This is a genomic window from Microlunatus soli, assembly GCF_900105385.1.
Lineage (GTDB): Bacteria > Actinomycetota > Actinomycetes > Propionibacteriales > Propionibacteriaceae > Microlunatus > Microlunatus soli.
In genome coordinates this window covers 4,765,197-4,782,362 of sequence record NZ_LT629772.1, presented here as the reverse complement: position 1 = coordinate 4,782,362, position 17,166 = coordinate 4,765,197, and the positions used below count along the sequence as shown (strand labels likewise).

At 68.0% G+C, this 17,166-nt stretch carries 20 protein-coding genes; 9 read left to right on the top strand and 11 right to left on the bottom strand.

What is annotated here, in order from left to right; genetic code table 11:
* Positions 1-388 precede the first annotated feature (388 nt).
* A complete protein-coding gene (locus BLU38_RS21840; protein WP_157683610.1) occupies positions 389-907 on the bottom strand; it encodes a GNAT family N-acetyltransferase in 519 nt (172 codons plus the stop codon).
* Positions 908-1,030: 123 nt separating this feature from the next.
* Between BLU38_RS21840 and BLU38_RS21835 the strand changes: the two genes are divergently transcribed.
* Positions 1,031-1,492, top strand: coding sequence for an ester cyclase (locus BLU38_RS21835; protein ID WP_091527502.1), 462 nt, complete (start codon positions 1,031-1,033; stop codon positions 1,490-1,492).
* Between the two features lie 190 nt (positions 1,493-1,682).
* On the opposite strand, the gene BLU38_RS21830 is transcribed toward BLU38_RS21835, so the two are convergent.
* The 3 genes from BLU38_RS21830 to BLU38_RS21820 are packed head-to-tail and all read right to left on the bottom strand — an operon-like array spanning position 1,683 to position 3,257.
* The gene (locus tag BLU38_RS21830) at positions 1,683-2,465 is read right to left on the bottom strand and encodes a PIG-L deacetylase family protein (protein ID WP_091527501.1); all 783 of its coding nucleotides are present in this window, start codon (positions 2,463-2,465) and stop codon (positions 1,683-1,685) included.
* A 23-nt stretch (positions 2,466-2,488) separates the two neighbouring features.
* The gene (locus BLU38_RS21825) at positions 2,489-2,953 is read right to left on the bottom strand and encodes a DUF5130 family protein (RefSeq protein ID WP_231919979.1); all 465 of its coding nucleotides are present in this window, start codon (positions 2,951-2,953) and stop codon (positions 2,489-2,491) included.
* Complete coding sequence (locus tag BLU38_RS21820; protein ID WP_157683609.1) at positions 2,940-3,257, bottom strand: hypothetical protein; 318 nt, start codon at positions 3,255-3,257, stop codon at positions 2,940-2,942. The genes BLU38_RS21825 and BLU38_RS21820 overlap by 14 nt, the downstream gene beginning before the upstream one ends.
* A gap of 116 nt (positions 3,258-3,373) precedes the next feature.
* On the opposite strand from BLU38_RS21820, the gene pyrR reads away from it, so the two are divergent.
* From pyrR to BLU38_RS21800, 4 genes are all read left to right on the top strand, one after another.
* Complete coding sequence (gene pyrR / locus BLU38_RS21815; protein ID WP_091527498.1) at positions 3,374-4,015, top strand: bifunctional pyr operon transcriptional regulator/uracil phosphoribosyltransferase PyrR; 642 nt, start codon at positions 3,374-3,376, stop codon at positions 4,013-4,015.
* Positions 4,015-4,959 carry an aspartate carbamoyltransferase catalytic subunit gene (locus tag BLU38_RS21810; RefSeq protein ID WP_091527497.1) on the top strand — a complete coding sequence of 315 codons (945 nt, stop codon included), beginning with the start codon at positions 4,015-4,017 and terminating at the stop codon, positions 4,957-4,959. The genes pyrR and BLU38_RS21810 overlap by 1 nt, the downstream gene beginning before the upstream one ends.
* Positions 4,960-4,973: 14 nt before the next feature.
* Complete coding sequence (locus tag BLU38_RS21805) at positions 4,974-6,278, top strand: dihydroorotase (RefSeq protein ID WP_091532932.1); 1,305 nt, start codon at positions 4,974-4,976, stop codon at positions 6,276-6,278.
* A gap of 110 nt (positions 6,279-6,388) precedes the next feature.
* Positions 6,389-7,045 (top strand): mechanosensitive ion channel family protein, encoded by a 657-nt coding sequence (locus BLU38_RS21800; RefSeq protein WP_091527496.1) that lies wholly within the window; start codon positions 6,389-6,391, stop codon positions 7,043-7,045.
* A 27-nt stretch (positions 7,046-7,072) separates the two neighbouring features.
* On the opposite strand, the gene BLU38_RS21795 is transcribed toward BLU38_RS21800, so the two are convergent.
* Positions 7,073-7,501 carry an OsmC family protein gene (locus BLU38_RS21795; protein WP_091527495.1) on the bottom strand — a complete coding sequence of 143 codons (429 nt, stop codon included), beginning with the start codon at positions 7,499-7,501 and terminating at the stop codon, positions 7,073-7,075.
* Positions 7,502-7,653: 152 nt separating this feature from the next.
* Here BLU38_RS21795 and BLU38_RS21790 point away from each other — a divergent pair, with 152 nt between their 5' ends.
* The gene (locus tag BLU38_RS21790) at positions 7,654-9,126 is read left to right on the top strand and encodes an FAD-binding oxidoreductase (protein WP_091527494.1); all 1,473 of its coding nucleotides are present in this window, start codon (positions 7,654-7,656) and stop codon (positions 9,124-9,126) included.
* Positions 9,127-9,319: 193 nt separating this feature from the next.
* Entirely contained in the window at positions 9,320-9,772 is a 453-nt protein-coding gene (locus BLU38_RS21785) for a globin (protein WP_091532930.1), read from the top strand.
* Here BLU38_RS21785 and BLU38_RS21780 read toward each other — a convergent pair whose 3' ends face one another.
* Genes BLU38_RS21780 through BLU38_RS21770 form a run of 3 tightly spaced genes read right to left on the bottom strand, consistent with a single transcriptional unit; the run spans position 9,773 to position 12,028 of the window.
* On the bottom strand, positions 9,773-10,810 hold the full coding sequence (locus BLU38_RS21780) for an NAD(P)-dependent alcohol dehydrogenase (protein WP_091527493.1): 1,038 nt from the start codon (positions 10,808-10,810) through the stop codon (positions 9,773-9,775). It abuts the gene before it with no gap.
* Positions 10,807-11,649, bottom strand: coding sequence for an acyl-CoA thioesterase (locus BLU38_RS21775; protein ID WP_157683608.1), 843 nt, complete (start codon positions 11,647-11,649; stop codon positions 10,807-10,809). Before BLU38_RS21775 ends, BLU38_RS21780 begins: the two co-directional genes overlap by 4 nt.
* Before the next feature lie 22 nt (positions 11,650-11,671).
* The gene (locus tag BLU38_RS21770) at positions 11,672-12,028 is read right to left on the bottom strand and encodes a winged helix-turn-helix transcriptional regulator (RefSeq protein WP_091527491.1); all 357 of its coding nucleotides are present in this window, start codon (positions 12,026-12,028) and stop codon (positions 11,672-11,674) included.
* A gap of 76 nt (positions 12,029-12,104) precedes the next feature.
* Here BLU38_RS21770 and BLU38_RS21765 point away from each other — a divergent pair, with 76 nt between their 5' ends.
* Positions 12,105-12,917: a group II truncated hemoglobin gene (locus tag BLU38_RS21765; protein ID WP_091527490.1), complete on the top strand. Its 813-nt coding sequence runs from the start codon at positions 12,105-12,107 to the stop codon at positions 12,915-12,917.
* On the opposite strand, the gene BLU38_RS21760 is transcribed toward BLU38_RS21765, so the two are convergent.
* Positions 12,883-14,274, bottom strand: a complete 1,392-nt coding sequence (locus BLU38_RS21760; RefSeq protein WP_091527489.1) for an FAD-binding oxidoreductase — start codon at positions 14,272-14,274, stop codon at positions 12,883-12,885. The two genes, BLU38_RS21765 and BLU38_RS21760, sit on opposite strands and share 35 nt — an antisense overlap.
* A gap of 120 nt (positions 14,275-14,394) precedes the next feature.
* Here BLU38_RS21760 and BLU38_RS21755 point away from each other — a divergent pair, with 120 nt between their 5' ends.
* Positions 14,395-15,537, top strand: a complete 1,143-nt coding sequence (locus BLU38_RS21755; RefSeq protein ID WP_091527488.1) for a DUF4185 domain-containing protein — start codon at positions 14,395-14,397, stop codon at positions 15,535-15,537.
* Positions 15,538-15,566: 29 nt separating this feature from the next.
* On the opposite strand, the gene BLU38_RS21750 is transcribed toward BLU38_RS21755, so the two are convergent.
* Complete coding sequence (locus BLU38_RS21750) at positions 15,567-16,799, bottom strand: type II toxin-antitoxin system HipA family toxin (protein ID WP_091527487.1); 1,233 nt, start codon at positions 16,797-16,799, stop codon at positions 15,567-15,569.
* Positions 16,792-17,085, bottom strand: a complete 294-nt coding sequence (locus BLU38_RS21745; RefSeq protein ID WP_091527486.1) for a helix-turn-helix domain-containing protein — start codon at positions 17,083-17,085, stop codon at positions 16,792-16,794. Before BLU38_RS21745 ends, BLU38_RS21750 begins: the two co-directional genes overlap by 8 nt.
* Between the last annotated feature and the right edge of the window lie 81 nt (positions 17,086-17,166).

Below are 17,166 nucleotides of genomic sequence, written 5' to 3'. Positions count from 1 at the left end.
GGCCACCGCGTCGGATTGGCTGGTCCGCGTCGGGCTCAACTCCCGGCTGATCAGCATCGCCAGCTGGGCCGACCGGTTCCCCGCCGACGGCATCGCACCACCAGTTGGCCATCCCCGGCGGCGACCGGCCGATCCGTCCCGACCGCCGCCACCGCCTCCCCCGCGTCTGGTCAAGGTTGTGTCGCTACGAGATCGACGGCCTGGACGGACAAACCATCGCCCGCCAGACCCGACACAGCGGTGATCGTGATGATCACGATGATCTGCTGCCACCCGACCCCGCCGACGACACCGAGGACTCGTCGACCCGTCGACCCGGCCAAGTTCCGACCCGACGCCACCCTCTACGTCCACATCGCCCAAGTGACCTTGCAATCCGGCCTCGGTGTCACCAGGGCGGCAGATAGACCAAATCCTCGTAGCACTCGCCGGTCGCTTCGACGAGGCTGCGCCTCGCCCCGACATACCGATAGTCGCACTTCTCGGCCCCCCGGATCGACGCCGCGTTGTCCCGTCCGATGATCAACTCATACCGCCGATCGGCATCCTGCTCACGGGCGGTCCGAGTCACCGCGGCGAGGACCTCGGTCGCGAGCCCGTGGCCGCGCCACCGGGGCGCGACCCCGTAGACGATCTCCACCGTGCGCGGTGGGTGCTGCTGCGCACCGATCATGCCGACGATCTCGTCGGTCTCCTTCACGACGGCAAGCCAGGTCGAGCCGAAGGCGACCTCCTCACCCTTCAGGAACTCAGTCAGCACCTGACGAGCCCGCTCGGCCGGGGCCGCCGGACCGATCCCGATCCACAGCGGATCGGGGCCCCGTCCGTGCGCGGCGATCGCCGATTCATCGGCCCGGGTTGCGGCGCGGAGCCGCCACCACGTGCCTTCGACACCTGACCAGTCCACCTGCTCACGCTCGCACGAGGAGTCGACGACCGCCAGCAACTTCCTCGGCGGCAGGGCTGCAAAACGACGCCTCCTGACCCAAGATTGTTCATACGACGAAGGGGTCACGAAAGGAGAAGCGTGATGTCCGAACGCACCGAGGACGCCGCACGGAGGGTATTCGACGCGATCAATTCGGGCGATCTGGGTGCCCTCGATGATCTGGTGACCGACGACTTCATCGACCACGGATCGCCGTTCCCGCTGCCGCCCGGCCCGGAGGGCTACCGGAAGATCCTGACCTTCGTCCATGACGTCCTGCAGATCCGGTACACGGTCGAGGACCTGTTCTCCACCGACGACCGCGTCGTGATCCGTGCGGTCGCGACCGGGGTCGGCGTCGACCTGGTCCACGGCGAGGGCGCAGCCGGCAAGACCTACACGATGACCACGGCGCACATCTACCGCACCGAAGGCGACAAGCTGGCCGAGCACTGGGGCATCCGCGACGAACTCGCCGCACGGATCCAGTTGGGCACCGTTGCAGCGCCGGACCCGGCGGCATTCGCCGACTCCGCGCCGGGCCCGGATCAATCGCGCGTCTGACCTGGTCGGGTGAGCCGGACCCGGTGACGTCGAACAGCCTCGGAGCGCCGATTTCGCAACATCAGCGGCCGCGGCCTGGGCGAAAGGACGTGGGTTCGGCCCAGCGCTGTTGCGTTCTTGGTACTCGGCACGATCAGGGACCGGGGCACAGCCTCTCTGCCAGCGCCCATGCCTGGATGACCCGCCCAGATCAGAGGCTGGTGAAGTAATCCTTGTCCCCGCCGGTCCGGTCGAACACCGCCCGAAGGGTGAGCGATGCGCCGCGTAACCGGTGGTGTTCGATCAGCCGGTCGACCGGCGCCGTACCGAGCCCGTCCAGGTACAGATCCATGGCTCGCCGGCGAGCCACGCCGGCGGTCGCCGTGCCGAAGGTCTGCACAATGTCGGCTGCCGCTACCCCGGTGACGGTGTCGCGGCGAACGGCGTGCTGTTCGGCCGCGGGTAGCAGTTGCGCGATGGAGGCGTTGGCGGCCCGGACGTCGGCATCGACGACTACCGCACCCCAGGCGTGCCGCGGCGACCATCCCGGCAGCTGCAAGGCCGCGGCCACCGCGTCGTGCATCGCGACGTGATCGGGATGGCCGGTGAGCCCGTCCGGGCCGACGCTCAGCACGATCTCTGGTCGCTGCTCGTCCAGCACTCCCCTGACAGCCGCAGCGACGACCTCCGTCGGTGCCGCGGCGAGCGTTCGCGACCACTCGGTGCTGTCGACCCACTGCCCGGGTCGGGTGAGGTAGCCCCACCGCTCGATCCCAAGCAGCTTGCAGGACCGGTCCAAGCGGCCCTCACGAATGCGTCGGGCAGCGACCTGGTCGAGACGTGGATCGGCGCCCTGCTCGGGAAGTTCACCGCCGGTGGCGACGAACAACCGGACCTCGGCACCGGCCGCTGCCAGCGCCGAGGTCGCTGCCGCGGTGCCGAACACCTCGTCGTCGGGATGGGCATGGAAGACCGCGACGGTCTGTTCCCGCACCCCGGCTCAGCCCGGATCCAGGCTCAGTACTGCTCGCCGGCGTGCAGCGTCGGAGCCTCGTACGCGGCGGTGGCGAGCTGCTGGATGCCGGCGGTCAGGCCACCGGCCAGGTCATGGGCGGCGAAGCTGGTCTGCATGGTCGCCGCGGCGAGCCGGCATTCGCCATCGCCCAGCACTCGGCGGGTCGCCGAGCCGGTGACGATCTCCAGCGCGTGGGCGGCAGGGTCGACGAGCAGCAGCACCGACCTTTCCGGATCGTCCAGCGCGGCGTGCAGCCGGATCGCGTGCGCCCGGGTGTCGCCCTCGGCAGGACCGACGAACACCGAGAACCGCAGGCCCGAGTTGCTCTCCGCGTAGCGGATGACCCGCTCGAGCCGATCGACGTCGTGCTGGGACAGCGGACTGTTGACATGCACCGGGCGGAACGGGTCGGTCAGGTCGACCGACGATCCACCGGCAGCGGCCGGAACGATCTCACCAGCGGGCACTTGCGCCTCCGACCTCGACGGTGGGCTCGGCCGGCTCGGCGGCGGCGCGGCGCCCCTCGGCCGGCGCCTGCCCAGCGGTGAGCGCATCTCGATCGGCGGGTGCGGCTCCCAGCCAGAGCGGCTGGTCCATGCTGTCATCGGACTCACCGCGACCGGCGCTGATCAGGCTCCTGCTCTTGCCGATCAGGGCAATGATCACGAACACGACGGCCGGGATGCCGACCAGCAGGCCGAGCACCTGCATCGCCGTCGGCTCCGGTGCTTCCGGCCAGCCGGGCAGTGTCCCCTCCAGGGGCACTAGCATGCTCACGAGTTCATTCACGGTCCTACCGTATCCGCTCAGACGCGCTGCGGGACAGCGGGCCGGACAGCAGCGGGCAGCACAGGAACCAGCAAGGCAAACCGGGCAGAGGAGAACGGGTGGCCGAGACCGGGTCAGACCAAGCCGACAGACCAGAACGAGGGGCCGACAGACCAGAACGGGAGCAGGCCCTACAGCTCGACAAGGGCAGGGTCGTCCTGGACGCCGAAGACATCTCCCGGGCCCTGACCCGGATGGCGCACCAGATCCTGGAGACCAACCGCGGCCCGGACGGATTGGTGTTGGCCGGTATCCCCCGCCGCGGTGTGCCGCTGGCGCATCGGCTGGCCCGGGCGATCGAGGCCAGCGAGGGCATCCAACTCCCGGTCGGTGCGTTGGACATCACGATGTACCGCGACGACCTGCGGAGTCAGCCGACCCGACCGGTCGGACACACCAGGATCCCGGTCGGCGTCGACGACGCTGTCGTCGTCCTGGTCGACGATGTGCTGTTCTCCGGCCGTACGGTGCGGGCCGCGTTGGACGCTCTCGGCGATCTCGGTCGCCCGCGGGCCGTCCGGCTCGCCGTGCTGGTCGACCGCGGCCACCGGCAGTTGCCGATCCGCGCCGATCACGTCGGGAAGAACCTGCCGACCTCGGCCGAGGAGCGGGTGTTGGTCCGGCTGGAGGAGACCGACGGGGTCAACGAGGTCGTGATCGGACGGCCACCGGTCGAGCCCGAAACAGAGGGAGACAACTGATGCGGCACCTGCTGTCGGCGGCCGACCTGAGCACAGAGGACGTCGCCACGATCCTGGACCTGGCCGAGGAGATGGCCGACGTCCAGCATCGTTCGATCAAGAAACTGCCGGCGCTGCGCGGCCGGACCGTGGTCAACCTGTTCTTCGAGGACTCCACCCGGACCCGTTCCTCCTTCGAGATCGCCGGTAAGTGGCTGTCGGCCGACGTGATCAACATCTCGGCCAAGGGTTCCTCGGTGTCCAAGGGCGAGTCGCTGCGCGACACCGTGCTCACCGTCGCCGCAATGGGGGTCGACGCGCTGGTGATCCGGCACGGCGCCTCAGGTGCCCCGCAGCAGGTGACCGGCTGGATCGACGCGCATGTGGTCAACGCCGGCGACGGCATGCACGAGCATCCGACCCAGGCCCTGCTGGACGCGTTCACGCTGCGGCGACACTTCGGTGCCGACACCGGGACGACCGCAGTGGAATCCTTTGTGGGTAAGCGGATCGCGATCGTCGGCGACATCACCCACTCCCGGGTCGCGCGCAGCAACGTGCTGCTGTTGCGGCTGCTCGGCGCCGAGCCGATCCTGGTCGCACCGCCCACCCTGATGCCGTCCGGTGTGGACAGCTGGGGGTGTGAGCTCAGTGATGATCTTGATGCGGTGATCAGCGGCGTCGACGCGGTGATGATGTTGCGGGTGCAGCGGGAACGGATGTCCGGTGGCTACTTCCCCACCCCGCGGGAATACACCGTCGGCTACGGACTGACCCGGGACCGGGTCGCGGCGCTGAAGCCCGGCACCGCGATCTGCCATCCCGGCCCGATGAACCGCGGGCTGGAGATCTCCGCCGATGCTGCCGACGCCGCCAACTCGCTGATCCTGGACCAGGTTGCGGCGGGTGTCGCGGTCCGGATGAGTGTGCTGTACAACCTGCTCGGCGGTGAGGACGACCAGTGACCGGAGGAGAACCGATGACCGAGTTGTTGATCAAGGGCGTCAGCCTGGTGGCCGGCGCCGAGGATCGCCGGGATGCGTTGCCGGCCGGCCGTCAGGACATCCTGATCAAGGACGGGCGGTACGCCGACCCTGCCGCGGCGGGTGCCGACGTGACCACCATCGACGCCGACGGGCTGACCGCCATCCCCGGGCTGGTCGACCTGCACACCCACCTCCGTGAACCCGGCCGGGAGGACGCCGAGACCGTCGACACCGGGACCCAGGCAGCGGCCCGCGGCGGATTCGCCGCAGTGCTGGCGATGGCCAACACGGTGCCGGTGACCGACACCGCCGAGGCCGCCGGCTACATCCGTACGTTGGGTGAGAAGGCCGGACACGCGCAGGTGTTCCCGATCGGCGCCGTCAGCAAGGGCCTGCAGGGTGAGGAACTGGCCGAGCTCGGACTGATGGCCCGGGCCGGTGTGACGGTCTTCTCCGACGACGGCAACTGCGTGATGGATCCGCGGCTGATGCGCCGCGCGTTGGAGTACGTCCGCCCGTTCGGTGGTGTGATCGCCCAGCATTCCCAGGACCCTCGGTTGGCCGGCAAGGACGCCTGTTGCCATGAGGGCGAGGTGTCCGGGCGCCTCGGGCTGGCCGGGTGGCCGGCCGCCGCCGAGGCGACGGTGATCGCCCGGGATGCCGAGTTGGCCAAGCTGACCGGCAGCCGGCTGCACGTCTGTCACGTCTCGACGGCGGAATCGGTCGATGTGCTGCGCTGGGCCAAGAGACGGGGCATCGACGTGACGGCCGAGGTCACCCCGCACCACCTGCTGTTGACCACCGCCGAGGTCGAGGGCTATGACCCGACCTACAAGGTCAACCCGCCGCTACGACCGGACGAGCACGTCACCGCGCTGCGCGAGGCGTTGGCCGACGGCACCATCGACGCGGTCGCCACCGACCACGCGCCACATGCCCGACATGACAAGGAACACGCCTTCGGCGAGGCAGCGTACGGGATGGTCGGGTTGGAGACCGCGCTCGGCGTGGTGATCGAGACCATGATCAACACCGGCGCGATCGACTGGGACACCCTGGTGCACCGGACGTCGACCGCACCGGCCCGGATCGCCCGACTGGGCCAGGACATCGGTCGGCGACCGGCGTACGGCGCTGTTGCGCAGTTGACCGTCGTCGATCCGCAACGCCGAGCCGTGGTCGACGCGGCGGACTCGTTGTCATTGTCGCGGAACAACCCCTGGCACGGCCGCGAACTGCCCGATCCGGTGATGGTCACGATCAGCTCCGGGACGGTCAGCTACCGGCGAAACCTGTGAACGGGATTCGAGGACGGTTGATTCCATCCCTACCCTCGAACCCATGTTGTACGAGCAGCGGCTACACCGGATGAGCACCGGATCCGATCCGAGGTTCGGAGGGGGATCGGATGCTTGAGAACTTCTTCGAGTCGATGTGGTTCGTGCCGGTCAAGATCGCGCTGATCCTGATCGTCGCCGGGATCGTCCGGTTCATCGCGGTCCGGATGATCGACAAGGCCGTCCGGATGATGGTGACCCGTCAGTCCCATGAGCGACGGCCGGTGGTGCCGCGCAAGGTCACCGACAACAGGGCCGCCCGGTTGGTCGCCCGGGCCACATCGATGGACAAGCGGCGTGAGCAGCGGATCGGTGCGCTCGGATCTCTGGGCCGGAGCACCGTCACGATCATCCTGCTGGTGATCGTGGTGCTGATGATCTTGCAGGAGCTGCACTTCAACATCGCCGCCCTGCTGGCCGGGACGTCGATCGTCGGCATCGCCGTCGCCTTCGGCGTGCAGACCATCCTGCGGGACATCATCTCCGGCATTTTCATCCTCTTCGAGGACCAGCTCGGGATGGGCGACTACGTCCAGGTCGGCGACATCGACGGCGTCGTCGAGGAGATCGGGCTGCGGGTCACCCAGCTCCGTGACGACAGCGGCACCATCTGGTACTTCCGCAACGGCGACATCGCCAAGGTCGCCAATTACAGCCAGGGCTCGGGCAACGGACGCCCGACGCCGATCACGCCCGCTACCCCGTCGGAGACGCCGGAGGGTCGGTGAGCGGCAGCCCACCGACCCTCGACGTTCTTACTCGGCGAGGGTCGCCTCGAGGGTGATCGTGGTGCCGGCGAGCGCCTGGCTGACCGGGCAGTTGGTCTTGGCGTCCTCGGCGGCAGCGGCGAACTGCTCGGCGTTCAGGCCCGGGACCGCGCCCTTGACGATCAGCTTGATGCCGGTGATGCCCTCACCCGGCTGGAAGGTCACCTCGGCGGTGGTGTCCAGCGCGGTCGGCGGCGTACCGGCCTTGGCCAGCCCGTTGGAGAAGGCCATCGAGAAGCAGGTCGAGTGCGCGGCCGCGATCAGCTCCTCGGGGCTGGTCTTGCCGTTCGCCTCCTCGGCGCGCGAGGCCCAGGTGACCGGGTAGCTGCCGATCCCGGACGAGGCGAGCTCGACGGTGCCTTGGCCCTCGAACAGCGAGCCTTCCCAATGTGCGTTGGCGGTGCGGACGGTTGCCATGTCATCTCCCGTTGTCGAATGCGGTATCTGTGCTGCGGTCCTGCTACCCGTGATCATGCCCGATCGCTCATTGCCCGAATCGGTGCCCCCTCTTGTCCGCCCCGTGCCTGCACCGTGACCGGACCGGTGCGGGCGAGCCGGACACTCGGCACATGTCCTCCGTTCATGACGCCAAAATCGCCCGCCGAACGTTCGTCGGCGGCTCCGCAGCCGTGCTCGGTGCCGGGCTGGCCGGTCCGATCGCCGCCCGTCCCGCGATGGCCTCGGGCAATCCGCCCGCGTCGGCCTGGACAGCACTGCGCAAGCAACTGGACGGACGGCTCTACCGTCCGGGCGATGACGGCTACACCAGCGCGCTGAAGACCTTCGACCCGCGCCGCGACGGTCAACGCCCGTTGGCGATCGTGCGCGCGGCGAACACCACCGACGTGTCCGAAGCGCTCCGGTTCACCGTCAAGTACGACCTCAAACCGCGGCCTCGGTCGGGCGGCCATTCCTACGTCGGCGCCTCCACCGGCAACGGTGTCCTGGTGATCGATGTCGGAGGCATGAACAAGATCGTCTACCACTCCGACAAGTCGGTCTCGATCGGCGCCGGAGTCCGGCTCGGAGCCCTGCACACCGCACTGGACAAGCACCGCCGTACGGTGCCGACCGGCACCTGCCCGACCGTCGGCGCTGCCGGACTCACCCTGGGCGGCGGCATCGGCACCGAAAACCGGCTGTACGGGCTGACCCAGGACGCGCTGACCACGGCGTCGATCGTCACGGCCGACGGTCTGGTGCACAATCCGACCAGCAGCCATCTGTCCGACATGTTCTGGGCGATGCGTGGCGGTGGTGGCGGCAACATCGGCATCGTCACCTGGCTGCGGTACAAGACCTATCCCGCATTGCCGGGCGAGATCTTCCGGTTGCGCTGGTCGTCCAAGGACGCCCATCGCGTCCTGACCGGCTGGCAGCATCGGCTCGCCGAGCAGCCGCGGCACAGTTGGGCCAATCTGCATCTGGACTCCTCCGGTGGTGCCGTGACGCCGAGCATCACCGGTGTCTGCTGGGACGGCAGCGCGTCGGCCGAGATCAGGGCGATCGTGTCCGCGATCGGAAAATCGCCGTCCAGCAAGCAGATCTGGCAGGAGTCGCACGCCGGAGCGATGAGCTGGTTCGCCGGCGGATCGGCCGGCAGCAAGCGACAGTCCTGGTATGCGGGCTCCGATGTCGTCGGATCCAAGATCTACGGCGACCGGGCCGACAAGGTGATCCGGGCGGTCGGCAGCTGGGACGGCGCCGGATCGGTGGCGGCGATCTTCGACCCGCTCGGCGGGGCCGTGGCAGACCACTCGGCCGGCAGCACGGCGTTTCGTTGGCGGAGTGCCCTGGCTGATGTGCAGTGGTATGTCGGTCTGACCAAGACCGGCAGCACCAACCTGGACAAGGCCGCGGCCTGGGTGGAGCGGTGCCACGGCGCGATCGGCAGCGCGTCGGTCGGCGGCTACGTCAACTATCTCGAGCCGGGCCGCGAGCTCTCCGACTACTACGGCGCCAACTACTCCAAGCTGGTCTCCATCAACAAGTCGTACGATCCGCACGGCGTCTTCGACTCCCGCTACTCCCTGCCTGGCTAAGCCTCGATCCACCGATGTGCCGCTACTGCGCGGCCCCATCCGGGCACATCGGCGGCGTTGCCGCCGCTCAACGGTCAACCAGACCGCCCTCGCGTCGGCGCCTTGCCGATGCACCCGTCTGGTGCCGCTCGCTACGCGGCACATCGGTGGATCGAGGCTGAGCCACGCCGGCGGTGCGTCACAATGGGCAGTGATGTCCAGTCATGAGCCCAGCACCCAGACCTTCTACGAACAGTTCGGCGGCGCACCAGTCTTCGAGAAGCTGGTGCACCACTTCTACCTCGGCGTGGCCGACGACCCCGAACTGCGGGCGCTCTACCCGGAGGAGGATCTGGGGCCGGCGGAGGTGCGGCTGCGGATGTTCCTGGAGCAGTACTGGGGTGGCCCGACGACCTACAGCGAGCAGCGCGGCCATCCGCGGCTGCGGATGCGGCACCTGCCGTTCGCCGTCACCCCGGACATGCGGGACCGCTGGCTGCAGCACATGCGGGCCGCCCTGGACGAAGTCGCCCTGCCCGCTGAACAGGACCAGATCTTCTGGGACTACCTCAGCCGGGCCGCGTACGCAATGGTCAACACCTTCGATGAGACCGGCAGCCCCGATCAGCCGGCACCCGGCCTGGGGATCACCCCACGGCCGAGCTGATCAGCGACTCGGGTAGACGACCGGCTTCAGGGTGTGCGGGTCGCGGCGCAGCGCGGTGAGCGCGTCGGCGACCTCGTCGATCCCGAACCGGGCGGTGACCAGCGAGTCCAGGTCGATGGCGCCGTCGGCGGCCAACGCGATGGCGGCCGGGTAGCAGTTGGCGTAGCGGAAGACGCCGGTGACCCACAGCTCACGGTTCTGAATCAGACTGACCGGCAGCTCGAGGCTGGCAGCCCCCATCCCGATCAGCACCACCCGAGCCGCCGGCGCCGCGGCGTCGAAGGCCCCCAGCACCGCAGGTCCGGCCCCGCTGCACTCCAGGATGACGTCGAATTCACCCTGCTGGTCGCGGGGCGAACCCTGGGTGGCGTCGATGGTCGCGTGCGCGCCACGGTCCCGGGCGACCTGCAACCGGTACGCGTTGGTGTCGCTGACGGCGACCCAGCCGCCGCGGGCGCGGGCGACCCCGGCAGCGAGCAGCCCGACCGGACCGGCACCGGTGACCAGCACCCGGTCCCCCGGTTCGACGGCGGCCTTGCGGTTGGCCGACACCCCGACCGCGAGCGGTTCGATCAACGCTCCGGCTTCGTCGGACAGCGTGTCCGGGATCGGGTGGGCGCGGCCGGCGTTCAACACCACATACTCGGCGAAGGCGCCGTGCACCGGCGGCGTGGCGTAGAACTGGACGTCGGAACACAGGTTGTAGCGGCCGGCCTGGCACTGTTTGCAGTGACCGCAGGTCTCCTGCGGCTCCAGCGCGACCCGCTGCCCGAGCTGTCGATCGGTGACCGCGCTGCCCAGCGCGCGGATCACACCGGACGCCTCGTGGCCCAGCACCAGCGGCTGCTCGACCACGAAATCGGCGATCCGACCGTGTTCGAAGTAGTGCACGTCGGAGCCACAGATCCCGACCGCCGAGATCTCGATCAACACCTGGTCCGGCCCCGGTTGCGGCACCGTCGCCTGCTCCACCTCGACCTCGCCGGGCTTGATCAACAACGACCGCCGCTGTCCGGTCGGTACCTGTACATCCGTCATGCCGGGGAGCCTACTGTGACCAGCTTGTCCCGCCACTCGCCGGGGATCGGTTGCGGCCTGCCGTCGGCACCGAGCAGCACCACGACCGATCGTGCGGTGGCGAAGCAGCGTTGATCTGACGGGTCGACGATGTCGGCGCTGAGGGTGCAGGAGGTGTCGCCGAGCGCGGTGACCGCGGTCCGCACCCGGTACGGTTCCCGCCGGAAGTCGATCGGCAGCCGGTAGTCCAGATCCTGCTGCCGGACCACCCACGGATCCACGCCGCCGCCGAGTCGGGCGCCGGACAGCAGTTCCATCCGCCCCTGCGCGACATAGTCGTAGAATTTCACGTTGTTGACATGCCGGTAGGAGTCCAGGTCGGCCCAGCGCACCCGGATCGGCAGTTCCGCGGCCGAGCCGAGGTCGACCCGGACCTTCGGCAGTGGCGTGATCGGCACCGGAGTCTCGATCGCGCCGGTGAGCAGCGCCCGCTCATCGGCGGCCAACCGGCGCATGGTCGCCGTCGTCAGGTCGTACGGGACACAGAAGGTCCGAGCTCGAGCGACCGGGACGCCATCGTCGCTGAGCCGATAGCTGATCGAGAATCGTGCCGCGCCGACCTGATCGACCCAGACCTCGGCGTCGACGACCGGGGCGCGATAACCGATCGGCGCCAGGTATTCGACCTGATGCCCGGTGACCAGCACCCCGCTGTCCAGCATCGCCGGCATCGGCTCGGGGGCCGACAGCAACAACTCGGTCCGTGCCTCCTGCAGGTAGTCGATCAGCACGGCATGATCAACATGACCGCCGACGTTGAGATCGGAGAACCGCTTCGGCACCTGGTAATGGAACGACACCGCACCATCTTCCCAGCCCGGGTTACCGGATTTGCCGGACGGTGAGGCCGAACCGCTCGGCACGTCCGGCGCCCCAGGCGTACAACGCCTCAAGCACCGGCGTGAGGGTCCGCCCCTCTTCGGTCAGCCGGTAGGACACGGGCGCCGGTTTGCCGTCACCGACGTGCCGGTCGACCAGGCCGTCGGCGATCAGGTCACGGAGCCGCTGGGTGAGCATCTTCTCACTGACCTGAGGCATCCGACGGTGCAGGTCGCCGTAGCGCTGCACCCCCTCCTTGAGGTGAGCCAGGATGACCGGCGTCCACTTGCCGTCCAGGACCTCCAAGGACACCTCCACCGGGCAGTGATAGATCGCGTCGCTGCTGTCGGCACGCCGCATCGGCCCCTCCTCGGAACGGGTACGCACCGGTTGGTGCGTTCTTGTGCGGCGACGCCGCCGATGGTCGAGTAGTGCCATGATCACCGAATACATTCGCTATCGGATCCCCGATGGCGATGCCGCCGAATTCGAGTCCGACTATGCCAGAGCCGCGCGACAGCTCACCGGGGCATCGCAATGCCATGACTACGAGCTCAGCCGCTGCGAAGAGGATCCGGCCTGTTACGTGCTGCGGATCACCTGGACCTCCACCGAAGATCATCTGCACGGCTTCCGGGGCAGTGAACGGTTCCCCGCGTTCTTCGCCGCCATCTCGCCCTACGTCGACCGGATCGAGGAGATGCGGCACTATCGGCCGACGGCGGTGGTCGGCCGCGGCGCCGCCGTGCCGACCCTGTACGAGTGGGCGGGCGGTGCCGAGGCGTTCGCCGAACTGACCCGGGTGTTCTACGCCAAGGTGCCCGACGACGAACTGCTGGCGCCGGTCTTCGCGGCGATGCCGAGTGACCATCAGGTCCGGGTTGCGCAGTGGTTGGGTGAGGTGTTCGGCGGCCCGAGAGCGTACTCCGAACAGCGGGCGACGGCGGCCCGCGGCGGGCACGCGACCATGATCAACCAGCATCGCGGCCGTCGCCTCACCGAACCCCAACGACGCCGCTGGGTCGACGTCCTGCTGCAGACCGACGACGAGATCGGGATGCCGGCCGACCCGGAGTTCCGCGGCTCGTTCGTCGGCTATCTCGAATGGGGAAGCCGGATGGCGGTGCAGTTGTCGGCGCCCGGCGTCGGCGAACCCGATCCGCACGCGGCAATGCCTTCCTGGGATTGGGCGTTGCCGCCTTGGCGGTCGGAGGTCACAGCCCCAGTCGACGGGACTGGTCGGAGGTGAACACCCGATCGGGATCGACGGCGTCCCTGATCGCTCGCCACTCGTCGAGCCGCGGATACATGGCGGCGAACGCCTCCGGCGTCATCCGAGAATCTTTGGCCAGGTAGAGCCGTCCGTCGGCCTCGGCGACCATCGCATCAAGATCGGCACACAGCCGATCGAGTCCGCGTCCGACCGGGAAGTCCATGGTGATCGTCCAGCCGGGGCGAGGAAACGACAGCGGCGCCGGGTTGGCGTCCCCCATCCGCTTCAGCACATTGAGGAACGAGACCTGTCCGCTGTCGGCGATCCGCCGCACCATCGCCCGCAGTTGATCATCCCGCTCGAACGGCAGCAGGCATTGGTACTGCAGGAATCCCCTGCTGCCGTAGCCGCGGTTCCACTCCCCGATCATGTCCAGCGGGTGATAGAAGCTGGTCAGATTCTGGATCTGCCGGCGGCCTCGTCTCGGCGTCTTGTAATACCAGGCCGTGCTGACCGTGCCGAAAGTGATCTTGTTCGCCAACCCGTTCGGAAAGACATCGGGCAACGTGATCAACTGCGGTGCATCGAATTTCAGTGGATCGCGACGCAGCTTCTTCGGCAGTTGATCAACGGTGGCGATCGAGCCGCGGGAGAAGGCAGCCCGACCCATCCGATGATCGGTCGACATCGAGTCGAACCAGGCCATCGAGTAGTCGTAGCTGGCGTCCCGGCCGTCGCTGTAGAAGGCGAGCGTCTCGTCCAGGTCGCTGGTCCGGTCGCTGTCCACCACGAAGTAGGCCGTCGGCACCCGCTTCAACGCAATGGTCGCGCCGAGAACGATCCCGGTCAGCCCCATCCCGCCGACCGTCGCCCAGAACAGGTCCCGGTCGGCTCCGTCCGGCGTCAACGTCCGGACCTCGCCGTCGGCGGTCAGCAGCTCCAGCGACCGGACGTGATTGCCGAAACTGCCGGCGGTGTGGTGATTCTTGCCGTGCACGTCGGAGCCGATCGCCCCGCCGATCGTCACCTGCCGGGTGCCCGGCATCACCGGCAGCCAGAGCCCGAAACGGACCGCGGTCCGCAGCAGTTGATCAAGGGAGACGCCGGCGTCGACGACCGCTTCGCCCCACTCGCCGTCGTTGCCGGCGTCGATCCGGTGGATCCGCCGCAGCGCGGTCATGTCCAGCACGACACCGCCGGCGTTCTGGGCGGGATCGCCGTAGCTGCGACCGAGGCCGCGGGCGATCACACCTCGGCGGCCGCCACCGACCCGATCCCTGCGGCCGGCGGTGGCGACGGCGGCGCGGACCGCCGTCAGGTCGGTTGCCGGGATCAGCTCGGAGGCGCTCGGCGAGGTACGCGCCCACCCGGTCAGTGTCTGCAGCTCGGCCACGGTGCCAGCGTAGACGTCGGCGGGCCTGGCCCGGCGGTGGCCTTCGATGCTAGCGTGAAATCGATTTCGTCAACCGGCGGGCTTCGGTGCCCGTCCTTCGCCGCTCGATGAGGAGCAACGATGTCGAACACCACCCCGGCCACGTCACACGCGGACCCACCTACGCCATCCGACCGCTCCGGCCGACGCTTCAGCAGGGCCGCGTTGCTGCGCGGAGCCGCGGGGACCACGGTCGGGCTCGGCTTGACCGGCAGCAGCTTGATCCGGGGTACTCCGACGGCGTCCGCCGCACCGACCGTGCACAAGATCAAGGACCTGACCGGCCCCGGACTGACCAGCGCCTATCAGATGGAGGCCACCGACCTCGGCATCCCGACCCGGATGCCCGACGGCCGGATGATCTTCATCTTCGGCGACAGCTTCGCCCGGACCGTCGGCGATCCGGACTGGCGATCACCGACCGCGCTGTTCTCTGCAACGACCGACCTGGCCGCCGGTGTCACCTGGTCCGGCGCCTTCGGCGGTGACCGGGCCGAACAACTCTGGGCCTACCAGCACGACAATCCGGAGTTCTCCACCGTGCTGCCCTCGGACGTGATCACGATCGGCGGCAGCCTGTATCTGCACGTGATGGTCAACAAGGGCCTGGGCAACGTGGTCTGGACCGAGATCTGGCGATCCGACGACAACGGCGGCAGCTGGGTGCACACCGGGGCGAAATTCGACGCCGGCCGCGACAACGGCCTGTTCCAGTTGATCACCTGGGGTCTGGGCGACGACGGGTTCGTGTATGTCTACTCCACCGGCTTCCAACGCGACAAACCGATCATCCTGCATCGGGTGCCGGCCGATCGGATCGCCCAGCCGGACGCGTACGAACCGTGGGGTTACGCCGGTGGCACCTGGGGTTGGGGCAACGCGCCAACCCCTGTCCTGGAAGGGAAAGCCGGCGAAATGTGCCTGCGCCCGATGGGTGGCAAGTGGATCCTCACCTGGTTCGACGCCGGCAACTACCGGATCGACTCCATGATCATGGACACTCCCACGTCCAACCTGTACGAGGCGGACCGGCAGACGCTGATCCACGGCGGCAGCTGGGGCCAGGAGGACGACACTCACGTCGCGCAGCTCTACGGCGGCTACATCATCCCCGGTTCGACACTGAACGATCTGCATCTGTCGGTCAGCCAGTGGAACACCACCGAAGGTGCGGGCAACTGGCCGTACCACGTGATGCAGTTCCGGGTCCAGGGCCTCGGCTGAGCTGCACGATCAGGATGTCGAGATCGCCGTCATCCACCGGCAGGCTTGCCGGCCGCAAGATTGCGAGTGAATCGACCGATGTCGTCGGCCAGGCCCGGGTAGGAGTTCGGGAGGGGCGCCTCTGCCCCGACGACATCGACGATGCGGTCGAGCGTGTCGGCCACGATCGAGGCAGCGCCGCGGATTCCCCAAGCAGTGCCCTCCTGCACCAGGTCATCCCGCGTGATCGCCGCGTGACGGTACTTTCCGGCGACAGTCAACGCCATCTCGCCATCAGTCGGAAGATGGGTCTGGGGCACGACGTCATAGGCCGGCGCGAGAGTGATCGCCTGATTCGTTGAGTGCAGCAGCGACAGGTTCTTCGTGTGCAGGTCGAGGTTGCCGATCGCGACCGACAATGTGGTCAGGGTGAGGAGTCTGCGCAGAGAGTCCTGACCGGCATGGCGGGCCAGGACAGAGGCGACACGAGCCAGGCTCGCACCGCCCCCATATCGCTGATACTTCTGATCACCCGACAGCCCGAGCGCCTGACTGAAGTCCTCCTGATGGATCCTGCCGTCGCCTGCGTCGTCCGGGCTGCGGTCATAGCGTTCGATCACGAGCGCAGGTACGTCGTCGAAGCTGTCGATCGTGGTCGAGTAACCGATCAGTCCGAGCGCGCGGGCGATACGCGATCCGTATTCCTCGTCGTAGATCATCGTCGGATGATCGCCGGTCTGCGGCTTGAGGATGTGGGTGGACGGATATCCGTCGAGGACCCGCGCCCAGCCGTCGACCGTTCGAGCAAGAACGATCTTGTCCTGGACACCCGCCAATGAGGTCTTGCCGCCCTGTGGCTTGTTGGCCAGCGGATGATTTCCCACGTCAAGAAGGAGTTCGGCGACACCGCTCTCGGTGAGAGCATCGACCGCAGGTCGTTTCGGCTCGCCCGGAACGTCGGGATCCCAGATCTGTAATGCGCCCGCGACGTCGCGACCGTAACGTCGCAGCAGCCCGATCGTGTCGTGGACCGGAAGCGATGCTTCGTCGGCAAGGCCGCTGAGCATCCGCCCTTCAGGCAGCAGACCCGCGAAGAACAACTGCCGCCTCGCCCGGTTGGACCGCTGAGTGACGGCGGCGAGCGGGATGGCGACGGACAAGATCATGCTGTCGAGTCCGTATCGACCGACAGCTCTCCGGTCGGCATGGAAGTCGAAGGTCCGCCAGGTCCCACGCAGCGCGCCGATCGGGTTGCCGTAGAGCTCGACGAGAAGGTCAGCCATCGGATTGAGCACCGCCCCGTGTCGCGGCGCTGTCGTCACGGTTCGCCACCGGCGGGTTGACCGTCGCGGTGAGCGACACACCGGTCTCTGTCATGTAGGAGAACAGGCGCTCGACGAAGATCGACGGTTTCCCTGATTCGATCTCCCAGATGTATCGCTGACTGGCGCCGATCCGATCGGCCAGCTCTCGTTGACTGAGGCCGGCCAACAGGCGCGCCTGTTGCAGGATCCGCCCCAGGGAATCGGGGCTGGTCACTCGTCCGCTGTACGGCTCATGTTCCGTCACGTCCGACGCTCCTGACTACGGTTTTGTAGTCAGAGTAGTTGACTACGTTTTCGTAGTCAAGATGAGTGACTACGATATCGT